At 70.2% G+C, this 13,637-nt stretch carries 10 protein-coding genes; 7 read left to right on the forward strand and 3 right to left on the reverse strand.

Annotation, left to right across the window (positions count from 1 at the left end):
- Positions 1 to 158 precede the first annotated feature (158 nt).
- Positions 159 to 944: a phosphatase PAP2 family protein gene (locus EAO79_RS18765; protein ID WP_228501947.1), complete on the reverse strand. Its 786-nt coding sequence runs from the start codon at positions 942 to 944 to the stop codon at positions 159 to 161.
- A 152-nt stretch (positions 945 to 1,096) separates the two neighbouring features.
- Here EAO79_RS18765 and EAO79_RS18770 point away from each other — a divergent pair, with 152 nt between their 5' ends.
- Complete coding sequence (locus EAO79_RS18770; protein ID WP_124769972.1) at positions 1,097 to 1,519, forward strand: YchJ family protein; 423 nt, start codon at positions 1,097 to 1,099, stop codon at positions 1,517 to 1,519.
- Between the two features lie 22 nt (positions 1,520 to 1,541).
- On the opposite strand, the gene EAO79_RS18775 is transcribed toward EAO79_RS18770, so the two are convergent.
- Positions 1,542 to 2,783: a multidrug effflux MFS transporter gene (locus EAO79_RS18775; protein ID WP_205858686.1), complete on the reverse strand. Its 1,242-nt coding sequence runs from the start codon at positions 2,781 to 2,783 to the stop codon at positions 1,542 to 1,544.
- Positions 2,784 to 3,110: 327 nt separating this feature from the next.
- Between EAO79_RS18775 and EAO79_RS18780 the strand changes: the two genes are divergently transcribed.
- Both EAO79_RS18780 and EAO79_RS18785 read left to right on the forward strand, forming a co-directional pair.
- Positions 3,111 to 5,000 (forward strand): HSP90 family protein, encoded by a 1,890-nt coding sequence (locus EAO79_RS18780; RefSeq protein ID WP_124769973.1) that lies wholly within the window; start codon positions 3,111 to 3,113, stop codon positions 4,998 to 5,000.
- Positions 4,997 to 7,879: a hypothetical protein gene (locus tag EAO79_RS18785; RefSeq protein WP_124769974.1), complete on the forward strand. Its 2,883-nt coding sequence runs from the start codon at positions 4,997 to 4,999 to the stop codon at positions 7,877 to 7,879. The genes EAO79_RS18780 and EAO79_RS18785 overlap by 4 nt, the downstream gene beginning before the upstream one ends.
- 55 nt (positions 7,880 to 7,934) lie before the next feature.
- Here the strand turns inward: EAO79_RS18785 and EAO79_RS18790 are convergent, their stop codons facing one another.
- Entirely contained in the window at positions 7,935 to 8,915 is a 981-nt protein-coding gene (locus tag EAO79_RS18790; RefSeq protein ID WP_124769975.1) for a cyclase family protein, read from the reverse strand.
- Between the two features lie 225 nt (positions 8,916 to 9,140).
- Here EAO79_RS18790 and EAO79_RS18795 point away from each other — a divergent pair, with 225 nt between their 5' ends.
- From EAO79_RS18795 to EAO79_RS18810, 4 genes are read left to right on the forward strand one after another with little or no spacing between them, the layout of a single operon-like run.
- Positions 9,141 to 10,493, forward strand: coding sequence for an extracellular solute-binding protein (locus EAO79_RS18795; protein WP_124769976.1), 1,353 nt, complete (start codon positions 9,141 to 9,143; stop codon positions 10,491 to 10,493).
- The gene (locus tag EAO79_RS18800) at positions 10,490 to 11,401 is read left to right on the forward strand and encodes a carbohydrate ABC transporter permease (RefSeq protein ID WP_124769977.1); all 912 of its coding nucleotides are present in this window, start codon (positions 10,490 to 10,492) and stop codon (positions 11,399 to 11,401) included. The genes EAO79_RS18795 and EAO79_RS18800 overlap by 4 nt, the downstream gene beginning before the upstream one ends.
- The gene (locus EAO79_RS18805; RefSeq protein WP_124769978.1) at positions 11,398 to 12,276 is read left to right on the forward strand and encodes a carbohydrate ABC transporter permease; all 879 of its coding nucleotides are present in this window, start codon (positions 11,398 to 11,400) and stop codon (positions 12,274 to 12,276) included. The genes EAO79_RS18800 and EAO79_RS18805 overlap by 4 nt, the downstream gene beginning before the upstream one ends.
- Complete coding sequence (locus EAO79_RS18810; RefSeq protein ID WP_241160936.1) at positions 12,273 to 13,589, forward strand: alpha-L-fucosidase; 1,317 nt, start codon at positions 12,273 to 12,275, stop codon at positions 13,587 to 13,589. Before EAO79_RS18805 ends, EAO79_RS18810 begins: the two co-directional genes overlap by 4 nt.
- The last annotated feature ends 48 nt before the right edge of the window (positions 13,590 to 13,637 follow it).

Raw genomic sequence — 13,637 nt, forward strand, 5'->3', positions numbered from 1 at the left:
TGGCGTGAGCGCGGGCCTCCGGAGGGGCGCGCTCACGCGGTGGACCCGCGCTCACGCCGATCCGGGCGGTCTGGGATCAGCGCACCGCGCTGGCGTCAGGACGGAACACGAACGACGAGCGCTGGACGACCGGCATCAAGCGCCGGGCGTCCACTCGGTCAGCCGTCGGTCAGCGGGACCCGTTTCTTCGGTTCGGTCGACATCCGGTGCAGCAACGGCACCGCGATGATGAGCGCGACACCGGCACCGAGCAGCAGCCCACCGATCGTGTCACTCACCCAGTGGGCACCGAGATAGGTCCGCGACAGCATCATCAGCAGCGTGTAGGCGACACCGATCAACCACACCCAGACCCGCGGGAAGATGATCCCGAACGCGACGGCGATGGTCGCCGCGTTCGCACTGTGCCCCGAGGGGAAGGAACCGAAGTCCGCGTGGACCAGGATGTCCTCGGGCCGCGATCGACCGACGATGTTCTTGATGATCTGCACCGCTCCGGCGCTCAGGGCGGAGACGATCGCGAAGTACAGGGCGGCCCATGGACGGCGCAACAACAGCAGGACGGCGATCCCGAGCAGCGGTACGACGAAGATCGCGACGACCCCGCCGCCGAGCCAGTTCATCACGAGCGCAGCCTGGACGAGCCACGGCGACCGCTCCTCGAGGACCTCCTGCATCCACTCCTCGTCGAACCCGAACGGGGCGTTCGGGCCGCGCTGGAAGAGCAGCACGCCGAGCAGGAGGACGAGGACCACGGCGATCGCGCCGCTGATCAACGGCCACCGCCGGGAGACCTTCGCAGCGAGCTTCGGATCGGGCCGGATCGACGCCGGGTCCGGATCCATCGCGAGCGCACCCGACTCGTCGAGAGCTGGCGAGACCGCCTCGTGCACCTCGGGAGCCGGTGCAGCTGCTGGGTCGTCGTGGTCGTCGGGTGCCGTCATCGTCCCATCATGCCGTGTCGGGTATGCCTCACGCGTGGGCTTGCGCCAGGAGGATGACGCGTTGATCGCCGCGCCGATACGCCGCCGGATATGCGCTGGCGACCGACGGCCGACGAGCACGAGCTTCGGGCCTGGCGGGCGATACTGGAGCAGTGACCCACGACGCCCGCACCGCTCCCCTCGCCGACGACGCGCGGTGCCCCTGCCTGTCCGGTGAGACCTACGGCGCCTGCTGCGGGCGCCTGCACCGAGGTGAGTCGTCGGCGGCGACCGCGGAGGCGCTCATGCGGTCGCGGTTCTCGGCCTTCGCGGTCGGTGACGCGGAGTACCTGCTGCGCACCTGGCATCCGTCGACCAGGCCGGCGTCGCTCGAGTTGGACGACTCCCTCCGCTGGTACCGGCTCGACATCGTCGAGACCTCCCGCGGTGGGGTGCTCGACACCGAGGGGATGGTCGAGTTCGTCGCGCACCACAAGGTTCCCGGCGTGCGGGGCTCGGCGGGGAGCCAGCACGAACGGAGTCGGTTCTCGAAGGACACCGGCGCGTGGACGTACCTCGACGGCGTGGACCGGTGACCTGACGGCGCGAGCCACCAGGTCAGCCGGCGAGGGCCGGGACCTTCTTCGGCTGCACGATGAACCAGAGCGCACACACCGACACGACCGAGGTCGCGGCCATCACGGCACCCATGGGGATCGCGGTACCGATCCCGAGCACACCGACGATGGGCGAGATGAGTCCCGCAAGCCCGAAGTTGAGCGCCCCGAGGAGCGACGCCGCCGTCCCGGCCTCGTGCCCGTGGTTCGCCAGGGCGAGCACCTGCACCGCCGGGAAGCCGAAGCCGCACGACAGGATGAAGAAGAACAGCGGCACCAGCACACCGAACAGCCCGACGTCGGCCATCGTCAGCGCGACGATCGTCACTGCGGAGATGAGCTGCACGATGGTCGTGCACGCGAGGATCCACTGCGGCCCGTACCAGCGCATGAGGCGCGACGAGATCTGCACCCCGGCGACGATGCCGAGCGAGTTCACCGCGAACAGGAGACCGTACTCCTGTGCGTCGAAGTCGTAGACCTCCTGGAAGAGGAACGACGAGCTCGAGAGGTAGGCGAACAGGCCCGAGAAGCTCATGCCACCGATGAGGGCGACACCGACGAACACGCGGTCGCTGAACACCGAGCGGTAGCGGTCGCGGACGGTGCTGTGCCCGGCGTCGCGACGCCGCGCGGGCGGCAGGGTCTCGACGATCCAGAGCGACACCGCGATGACGACGAACAGCCCGTAGGCGGCGAGGAACACGAAGAGTCCGCGCCAGTCGAGGACGAGGAGGAGCTGCGACCCGATGACGGGGGCGGCGATCGGCGCGAGCCCGTTCACGAGCGCGAGTCGCGACAGCATCCGCACGAGCGGCTTCCCACCGAAGAGGTCGCGGACCATCGCCATCGCGACGACACCACCGGCCGCCGCACCGGCACCCTGCAGCACGCGGAACACCATGAGCCACCCGATGTCGGGCGCGAACGCGGCGCCGACCGAGGCCAGGATGTGGATGCTCGTCGCGAGGATGAGCGGGAGACGCCTGCCGACCTTGTCGCTCCAGGGCCCCATGAAGAGCTGACCCACCGCGAAGCCGATCGTGGTCCCGGTGAGGGTGAGCTGGATGAGGCTGACCGGGACGTCGAGGTCCTGTTCGAGGATCGGGAACGCCGGCAGGTAGAGGTCGATGGTGAACGGCCCGAGCGCGGTGAGCGCGCCGAGCACGAGGATGTAGACGAGACGCTGCCTGCCCGAGAGCGAGTCCCCTGGGTGGACGACGGTGATTCCTGCGGTGTGCACTGGTGAACGGATTCCTAGCGAGGTGCGGGGTGGGAGGGGTGGTTCGAACCGATGTCGAATCGATTCGAGAGGCGGCGTCAAGGCTAGCAGCCGGGGACGCGTTTTCGCGACACCCCCGGACGACCGATCGGCGTCGACCTCGCTCCACAGCCCCTGGGGAGCAGCGTCGCCCCGACGACCCCCAGGCGACCGCCCAGCATCCGTTTCACGACGTTCGCTAGGCTGATCCGGCTGCAGACGAACCGGTCGCGGTCCGTCTGCCTGGAGCCCGATCCACCCTGCATGCACCCCCGATGCAGGCCCCGTAGCCGCCGACGGAAGAGAGCCATGCCAGACCACTCCCGAGCCCCGCTGCCGTTCCAGGTCGATCTCCGCGGAGTCGTCGATCTGCTCAGCCGCCACATCTACTCGGGACCGCGCGTCTACCTCCGCGAGCTCCTGCAGAACGGACGCGACGCCGTCGCAGCCCGTCGCGCCGACGACCCGACGGCGCCTCCCGGCAGACTCATCATCACCCCGCACGTGCCACCGTCCGGCTCGGAGGCGGGTACGCCGTTCCGGTTCCGCGACGACGGTGTCGGGCTCACCCGCGACGAGGCCGCCGAGCTGCTGGCGACGGTCGGCCGCAGCTCCAAGCGCGGCGACCTCGACGAACTCCAGCGCGGCGACTACCTCGGCCGGTTCGGCATCGGGCTGCTGAGCTGCTTCATGGTCGCCGACACCATCACCGTCCGCAGCCGCTCGGCTCGTGGCGGTCCGGCCATCGAGTGGATCGGCGACGCCGACGGCACCTTCACGATCCGCGAACTCGACGATGCCACGACCACCGCCATGCCGATCGGCTCGGAGGTCGTACTCGACCCACGCATCGACGGTCCACTGCACGACGGCAGTCTGCTCGGGCACGGCACGGTGCTCGGCCTCGCCACCACCTTCGGACGGTTCCTCGACCTCGACGTCGAGGTGGTCGACCCCTCCGCACCCGACCACCCGGTGCGCATCAACGTCGACCCGGTGTTCCGGACGGCTGATGCGACCACTCGCGAGGCACTTCTAGCGTTCGGGGAGGACCTCCTCGGGACGCGCCCGTTCGACGCCGTCGAGATCGTGGTGCCCGGCACCGGCACCCGGGGCACCGCCTTCGTCCTCCCCTCACCGCCTCCGCCGGGCGCCCGGCAGGCGAGTCGGGTCTACCTCGGCGGCATGCTGCTGAGCGAACAGATCGACGACCTGCTGCCCGAGTGGGCGTTCTTCGTCCGCTGCATCGTCGACACGACGGGGCTCCGCCCGACGGCGTCGCGCGAGCAGCTCGTGCAGGACGACGCGTTGGAGTTCACCCGCGAGGCCATCGGAGCAACCCTGCGACGGTGGATCCTCGACCTCGCCCGCCAGCGGCCGCACCGACTCCAGGAGTTCATCGGCGTCCACCAGCTCGGCATCAAGGCGATCGCCGCTCACGACGACGACCTCGCGAGCGCCGTCGTCCGGTGGCTCCCGATCGAGACCTCCGCCGGCACGATGACCATCGACGAACATCTGTCGCAGACCGGCGTCATCCGGTACACGGCATCCCGCGACGAGTTCCGTCAGATCGCCGCGGTCGTCGATCCGGCCTCACCGATCGTCAACGGCGGGTACGTGTACGACCAGGAGATCCTGGAGCGACTACCCCACCTGATCGACGGCGTGCGGGTCGAACGGGTGACGGTCGCCGACGAGCTCGACAACCTCGAGCCGCCGCACCTGGACGACCTCGCCGCGACGACGGCACTCGAGGACCGCGCCAGCCGCGTGCTCGCCGAGGTCGAATGCCGGGTCTCGGTGCGCCGGTACCGGCCGGACGATCTCGCCGCGCTGTACGTCGCCGACCCGTCCGTACTCCGACGGCTCGAGCGGCACCGGGCCGCCTCGGTCGCGCCGGGTATCTGGTCGCAGGTCGTCGGGGCCGTCGACTCCTTCCTCGCCGACGCCGGCCCGGGAGGCACTGAGGCCGACACTGCAGCCCGGCTCTGCCTCAACTGGAACGCGGCGCTCGTCCGCCGCTTGGCGACCCTCGACGACGACCTCGTGTTCGAGCGCAGCATCCAACTGCTCTACGTCCAGGCGCTCCTCGCCGGGCACCGCCCCCTCGAAGCACGCGACCGCCGCATGCTCGACGCAGCCATGACCGACCTGATCGGCCTCAGTGTCGGTCTCGACGACAAGGAACTCCGATGACCGACACCACCGCCACCCCTGTGAACGACATCGACCCCGACGCGAGCGTCCAGGACCTCCTCGAGGAGGCCGACACCCTGCCGTGTGGTCCCGCCGAGCGCGCCCTGCTCGACGAGGCACTCCGGCGAGCTGAGGCCGCCGGCGACGAGGAGGCCGCGTACGCGACCCGCATGCGGTTGACCCAGTCGGCACACATGACGGGCGACACCGACGCCATGTTCAGCTCCTTCGGCTGGTGCGTCGGCAAGCACGACGCGGACCCGGAGCGCTTCCCGATCACGGTCGACGGCTGCGACCTGCTGTTCCAGTACAAGTGGATGGCCGGCCGGCTGTCGACGAACCCGACGTTCTCGCTCGCGCAGATCGAGGCGATGCACGAGGACATGCGGGCGAGGTACGCGGCAGCGGGCGCCACGATGAGCGGCGTGGTGCAGTCGCAGTTCCACATCGCGACGGTGACCGGTCGCCTCGACGAGGCCGCCGCGTTCCTGGAACGCCGCTCGACCATCGAGGGCGACCGCTACAGCCACTGCGAAGCGTGCGTGCGCAATGAGGACGCCTGGTTCCACCAGCTCCGCGGGCACGACGACGACGCGATCCGGATCTACGACGAGATGTTCGAGAACCGCATGAGCTGTGGCGAGGAGCCGGAGACGAGCGAGGCACAGGCGCTCCTCCCCTACCTCCGCGCCGGCCGGTTCGACGATGCCAAGGCGGCGCACCAGCGCAGCTACCGGGTCGCCCGTTCCAACGCCGACGGGTTCGGCATCATCGCCGACCACCTCGTGTTCTGCGCCGTCACGGGCAACGAGGCGCGCGGCCTGGCGATGCTCGAACGCCACCTGCCGGCCCTCGTCAACGACCCCATCAACCTGTCCGGGCACGCCGACGGGCTCATCGCGGTCGGCGTCCTGCTGGATGCCGTCGCCCGAGCCGGTCACGGTGATCTGCCCGTCCGCGGTGCCAACGCCCCGGACCTTGCCCGGTACCTCGGCACCGAGTCGACCGACGCCGCCGACTGGACCGTCAGCGCGGTCGCGGCGCGCGCCTGGGCAGCAGCCGAGCATCTGACCCGCGCCTTCGACGAACGCAACGGCAACGGCTTCCGCACCGAGCGGCTCGAGGCCGCGCGGGCACTCGCGACGGAACACTGGGACCTCCCGCTGTCGGTCGAGGGGTTCGCAGCCCCGGTCGCCGAGCCGGAACCGGCGACCACGGCCGCCGAGTGGCGCGAACGGACCTCCGCGCTCCTGCAGAGCGCCGACCCACGCGGTGCGATCGTCGCCGCCGAGCAGGGCCTCGCGCTCCTCGCGGACGACGCGGATCCCGACGAGAACCTCCGCGCCGGGCTCCTCGGCGCGATCGCGCAGGCAGCGGTCATCGAGGGTGACGACGACCGCACGAGCGGGGCCTGGGCCGACCGCGACACCGCGCTCCGTGCGGCAGGACGCATCGCGGTCGCCGACGTCGAGGCACGCTTCGGTGTGGCCCTCCTCGGCACGGCGACCGAGGACCGGCTCACCCTCCTGCTCGCCGAGCTCGACGACGCCCGTCTCGTCCCCGTCGACGCGGACCGGCTCATCCACACGCTCGTCGTCACCGCACGCCATGCGTTCGAGCTGGCGGGAGCGCAGACCGAGCAGGAGTCCGCGGAACGGTTCATGGGGATCGCCGACCGGCTCGCCGGTGAGGCCGTGCTCGCCGCCGCGGTCGACGACCCGGGCGAGGCAGGCCCGCCGGCCCGTCTCCTGCACGCGCACCTCTTCGCCGTGACCGGCCGGATCGAGGAGGCGGCAGAGCTTCTCGACCCACTCCTCGAGCCCGGGCAGCGGGCGTCGGTCCGCCTCCCCGCACTGACGCTCCGCACCCGGATGCTCGGCGGGGCCGGGGCCTTCGCCGAAGGGGTCGCGCTCGCCGACGAACTCGTCGCCCTCCAGACACTCCTCGGCAACCGGCTCGGCATCATCCAGGCGTGCTCCCTCTCGGCGGCCCTCCTGAGCGACGCCGACCGTGACCGCGAGGCCGCGGCCCGCATGCAGCTGGCGATCACCCACGCGAAGCGGGCGGAGTACGACGACCTCGACTCGCTCACCCTCCAACTCGCGCAGTACCTCCAGTTCGCGGGCGATGCCGCCACGGCGCTCGAGCACTACGACGAGGTCTACCAGGCGAAGCGCGAGCACGCCGCGCCGGGTGAGCTCGCGGACCTGCTCGCCAACATGGGCGAGGCCGCGCGCATGATCGGCGAACACGGCATGGCGTACGGCGTGTGGCGCGCAGCGATCGACGACGCCGCGTCCGTCGGGAACGACCAGGTGGTCATCCGCTCCGGCTTCGGGTTGAGCACGCTCCTCGTCCAGTTCGAGGACGACGACGCGATCGAGGTCATCGACCAGGCCCTCGCCGCCGCTCGCCGGCTGGGCGACCCGCAGCTCCTCGTCCAGGCACTCCAGCGTGCGGCGAGCGCACGGGCGGCCTTCGGCGACGACACCGGGCTGCCGCTCTACTCGGAGGCTCGTGACATCGCCTCGGCGCACGAGGCCGCGTGGCTCGTGGCCGACATCACCGATTCGGAGGCCCGCTCGCTCGGTGCGCTCGGACGCGCCGACGACGCGACGGCGACGGCTCGGCTCGCCGCGGCGGGGTTCGTGGCCGCCGGCGACGAGAACGGCGCGGCGGTGGCCGAGGTGTTCGCGGCGAGGTCGCGGGTCGCCGTCGACGACCACGCCGGTGCCGTCGACCTGTTCCGTTCGGCTCGCGGACGCCTGCCTGCCGGCTCGCCCGACTGGACGACGGTCACGGCCGAACTCGCGGACGCGCACGAGCGCTTGGAGCAGCACACCGATGCGGCACTGCTGCGGGCCGAGATCGAGGAGTGATCGGGACCGTCCTCAGCGCGCCGACGGCACCGCGAGGACGGTCTTCCGACCGCGCCTAGGGCAGTCGCGCGAAGGCGCGGACGGGGAAGGTCGCGAAGTCCTCGACGAGCGGCGGCGTCGCGGTGAAGGCAGCGCCGCTCGCGGGGAGCTGCTCGAGGCCGGTGAGGTGCTCGACCACCTGGATCCCGGCTTCGAGGAGCAGCGAGTGGGCCGGACGCGCGCCACCGGATCCCGGCTCGGTGTCGTCGATGTTGATGGAGTCGATGCCGACCAGCACCACGCCCTGCTCGACGAGGTACCGCACCCCGTCCTCGGCGAGGTAGGGAGCGTCCTTCGTGTAGGCCTCGGTCGCGAAGTGGCGGTCCCAACCGGTGTGCAGGAGGACGGCGGTCCCGCGCAGCTCGCGCTCGAGGAAGACGTTCGCGCCGATGCCGCGTTCGGTGGAGTCCTGGAGGTGGAACACCTCGGCCGGGAGGTCGACGAGCTGCTCGAGCGTCAGGCTCGCGAGGTCGCCGCCGCCAGCGTAGCGGTGGTACGGGCTGTCGAGGTAGGTGCCGGTGTTGCCCACCATCTCGATGATGTCCATCGCGAACTCGGTGCCCTCGGCGTACTTCGGGCGCGAGTCCTCACGCGTGAGGAACGGACGGATCACCGGCTCCGGCAGCCCCGGGTAGGTGCGGAGGCCGGCACGGATCGGGTGGCTGAGTTCGACGAGCGCGCCCTCCGGACGGGGGCGCACGGTGTCCGCATGCGCTGCGGCGTCCGGGATCTCGAGTCCGGCCGCCGCTGCCGCCGCCAGGATCCCGCGGGAGCCCTTGTGCTGCTCGCGCACGATCTCGAGCTTGGTGATGCGGATCTCGCCGACCATCGCGAGACCGAGGTGCGTGACGAGCAGCCGACCGACCTCCTGCTGCTGCGCCTTCCCCTTCGCCTGCGCGATGGCGGGCGGCAGGTCGAGACGGAAGTCCTCGACGGCGAGACCGCCGCCGTTCAGGAAGTTGACGGCGGCATCGAGGACGGCGCGTTGTTCGGTCATGCCCTCATTCTGACGGGTGCTGCGAACCCTGCCGAGGGATTCCCGGCCATGGGCCACCGATATCCGGCCATGACCATGGGGTTCCGTCGACTGGACGGCTGAGTGCACTCCACAAGCAGCCCTCATGAGGCTTTTGTACACAGGGCTTGCATATCACATACCTCATGCCTATCCTCGATATGCAAGGACGGTTGACGAACCCGTCCGCGGACGAGGAGAGCCCCCATGAAGCACCAACGAACCCTGTCGATCGCCGCTGCAGCCGCCACGCTGGCCGTGCTCTCCGCGTGCACGAGCGACGCCGGGGGCGAGCGTGTCGGTCGCTGCGCGATCGCAGACGAGTTCGCCGCTGGCACGCCGGTCGACGCGACGCCGTCCGGCGAGATCACCTTCCAGACCACCGCACTGAAGGCCTCGTTCTCCGAGTACTTCACCGAACTCATCGAGGACTTCGAGGCCGCCTACCCCGGCACGACCGTCACCTGGGAGGACGACCCTGGCGACGGCAGCTTCGCCACCCGGCTCGTCGCGGACGCGCAGGCGTGCTCGCTGGCAGACGTCGTGAACATGCCGCTCGCCACCGCCGGCGGGCTCCGCGAACAGGGCTTCCTCGCCGACCTCGACGCCGCGTCACCGGGCATCGGCGACGACTTCATCCCGAGCCTGTGGGACAGCCTGGTCCTCCCCGGCGACGACCACCACTACGTGCTCCCCTGGTACTGGGGCCTCATCGGCCTCCAGACGTACAACACCGAGCTCATGCAGCGCGCCGGGCTCGACCCGGAGCAGCCGCCGACCACCTTCGAGGAACTCTTCGACGCGGCCGATCAGGTCGCCGAACGGTCGAACGGCGAGTTCAGTGCCTTCTCCGCGAGTCTCGGTCTGCGACTCCCGCTCGAGTGGCAGCTGCAGGAGGCCGAGGTCATCGCCGACGACGGTTCGGCGTTCGTCTTCGCCGACGATCCGGCCGTGCAGGAGTGGACCGAGCGCATGACGCGACTCGCGCTGGCCGGCGGCATCCCGAAGGACTCGATCGCGTCCGACGACGAGCCCACCGCCCTGTTCACCCAGGGCGCGACCGTCTGGGGCTCACCGAACGCCTCGTCGCTCCGGTACGTGCAGGAGGGCAACCCGGGCGTGTACGAGCACGTGGGCGTCTCGTCCCTCCTCGACCGCCGCGGCACCGCGATCGCCGAGGTGCAGACCATCGGTGTCCCGAGCACGAGCACCAACCCGGCCACCGCCATAGCTTTCGCGCGGTTCCTCCTCGCCGCCGAGCAACAGAGCCGCTTCATCAGCGACCCACGCATCCAGAACTTCCCGAGCACCACCGAGTCGCTCGGCATCCCGAAGCTCACGGACATCACCGGTACCGCACCCATCGACGAGGCGAACCGTCTCGCCGTCGACCTCGCCGACGAAGCGGAGATCGTCACCATCGTGCAGTGGAGCGACGCGGTCGCGAACGCGGTCAACGCCGAGCTCCAGCTGGCGCTCACCGGGAAGAAGGCGCCGCGTGAGGCACTCCAGGCCGCCCAGGACGCGGCCAACCGGGTCATCGGAGCCGACGCTCGATGACGACCGCGATCCACCTGAACGGCGCGGCGCGCTATCGACCGCCCTGGGTGCCGCTGCTGTGGTGCGCACCCGCGCTGCTCATGATCACGATCTGGAGCGTCGGGCCCTTCGTCGGGACCATCGCGCTGTCGTTCACCGACACCTCCCCGCTCGGCATGGGTGGAGCGTTCGTCGGCCTCGACAACTACCGCTCGATCCTGCAGGACCCCGCGTTCTGGTCCGCGACCGGCAACAGTGTGCTGTACGCGATCATCGCCGTCCCCCTGCTGGTCGTCCTCCCGTTGCTGCTCGCGCAGCTCGTCCACACCCGACTCCCCGGGATGGGGTTCTTCCGCTCCGCCTACGCGGCTCCGATCGTGGCGTCCGTGGTCGCGGTCGGGCTGGTCTGGCAGAACCTCCTCGGTGAACAAGGGCCCGTCAACACGGTGCTCCAGCGGGTCGGTCTCATCCAGCAGGCGGTGCCGTTCCTCTCCGAGGGGTCGCTCATCCTGCTCAGCGCCATCGCCCTCACGGTGTGGCGTGGGCTCGGGTGGTACCTGATCTTCTACCTGGCGGCGCTCTCGAACATCCCTCGCGAGTTGTACGAGGCGGCCGAGCTCGACGGCGCCGGCCCGACGCGACGGTTCCTCACCATCACGGTGCCGGGCACCCGCCTCACGATGCTCCTCGTCGGGCTCCTCGCCGGCATCGGGTCGCTCCGCGTGTTCAGCGAGGTCTACCTGCTCGGCGGCGCCACCGGTGGTCCGGGAGGCGAGGCACGGACACTCCCCTTCTTCATCCGCGACGCAGCGCTCGACCCGATCACCGGGAACGCGGGCTACGGTGCGGCCGCGAGCGTGGCACTCTTCGCCCTCACCGCGGTGTTCGCCGTGCTGGCGCAGCGCTTCGGCGGGGAGCGGGACGCATGAGCGCGCGCATCGAGCAGTCGCCCGCACGACCGCTCCTGCGGCGTCGGCGTCGGCGCTGGTCGAGGACGACACCGGTGCGGTACGCGCTCCTGCTCCTCGTCCTCGTCATCTCCGTCGGCCCGCTGCTGTGGCAGTTCCTGTCGTCGCTCAAGGGCTCCGGCGAAGCACTCTTCGGGCGCGACGCCACCCTGTTCCCACAGCTGCCGACGTTCGACGCCTACGTCACGATCTTCCGGCAGATCCCGATGGACGCCTACCTGACGAACAGCGCGATCGTCTGCGCGCTCACCATCGCCTCCCAGGTGGTGCTGCCGACCGCGGCCGGGTACATGCTCTCCCGACGCGGCTGGCGCGGGCGGCGGGTCACCTTCACCGTGCTGATCGTGTCGATGGTCGTGCCGTTCGAGTCGATCATGGTGCCGCTCTTCCTCATGACCCAGGAGCTCGGTCTGCTCGACACCCTCGTCGGCGCGTGGCTCCCCGGTGCGGTCTCCGCGATGAACGTCCTCATCATGCGGGCCTCATTCACGGCGGTGCCCGACGAGATCGAAGACGCCGCGTTCCTCGACGGAGCCTCGGAGTGGCAGCGGTTCACCGCCCTGTTCCTGCCGTCGTCCATCGGCGCGATGCTGGTCGTCGTCGTCAACTCGTTCATCACCGCGTGGGACGACTTCCTCTGGCCGCTCCTCGTCCTGCGGAGCGAGTCGTCGTTCACCGTCTCGCTCGGACTCGCACGACTTTCGGCGTCGTCGTTCGGGTTCGACCCCAGGGTCGTGATGGCCGGATCCATCATCGCCGTCGTCCCCGTCCTCGTGGTGTTCATCGTGCTGCAACGATGGTTCCACCGAGGCGTCGCAGCAGGAGGAGTCAAGTGAGTCGACAGCCGCACCACCACGAGCATCGTCCCGTCCCGACCGAGGGCCAGTTGCGTTGGCAACAGGACGGCTTCGGCGTGTTCTTCCACTTCGGGGTCAACACCTTCGCCGGCAAGGAATGGAGCGACGGCACCCTGCCCGCCTCGAGCTTCGATCCGAGCGACCTCGATGTGCGGCAGTGGGTGCGCGTCGCGGCCTCGATCGGCGCCGGATACGTCATCCTCACCGCGAAGCATCACGACGGGTTCTGTCTCTGGCCGACCACGACGACCGACTACAGCGTCGCATCCTCACCGTGGCGGGACGGCCACGGCGACATCGTGGCCGAGCTCGCAGCAGCCTGTCGCGAAGCGGGTCTCGGACTGGGGCTGTACCTCTCGCCGTGGGATCGCCACGCTCCCGAGTACGCCGACGAGGCGCGCTACGCCGAGGTGTACGCCCGGCAGCTCACCGAACTGTGCACGAACTACGGCGAGCTCGTCGAGCTGTGGTTCGACGGCGCCGGGTCCGAGGGGTACACCTACGACTGGCCCGGCATCACCGCCATCATCGAACGACTCCAGCCGCAGGCGATGGTGTTCAACATGGGCGCCCCGACGATCCGCTGGGTGGGTAACGAGAACGGTCTCGCCGAAGACCCGGTGCGGTACGTCGTCGACCACACCGACTTCAGCAACTACACCGTCGTCACCAGCCGGTTCGAGGAGGCCCTGTACCTGCCGCCGGAGTGCGACGTCTCGATCCGCCGCGGCTGGTTCTGGCACCCGGACGACGAGCCGAAGTCGATGGAGCATCTGCTCGCGATCTTCTACCGGTCCGTCGGACTCGGCGCGAACCTGCTCCTCAACCTCCCACCCGACACCCGCGGGCTCCTCCCCGACGCCGATGTGGAACGCGTGACCGCCTGGGCCGCGGAGCGCGACCGCCGCTTCGCGCGGCCGATCCCGGGAACCCTGACCGCCGACGGGTCGACGGTCACCGTCACGTTCGCGGAGCCGGTCACCATCGATCACCTCCGGCTGCACGAGGACCTCACCGCCGGGCAGCTGATCAACCGCCACGAGGTCCGGACACCGGACGGCCGCACGCTCGTCGAAGCCGGTTCCGTCGGCGTCTCGAGGGTGCACGTGTTCGAACCGGTCACGACCGATCGGCTGACGATCGGGCTCGTCCCCGACGTCGTCGATGAGGCGGGCCGCTCTGCGGAAGCGCCGACACCGATGCTCCTCGCGGTCACCGCGTTCCACACTGGCTCGAGCACCGTCCCCGAGCTGCCGGTCGGGTACGAGGCTCCGACGGAGGCCCCCGACTGAGCCGGCCGCGCCTCGACGCGGAACTAGGCTGGAGGGCGTGCAGGCGCT

It is taken from the genome of Plantibacter sp. PA-3-X8, from assembly GCF_003856975.1.
Taxonomy (GTDB): Bacteria; Actinomycetota; Actinomycetes; order Actinomycetales; family Microbacteriaceae; genus Plantibacter; species Plantibacter auratus.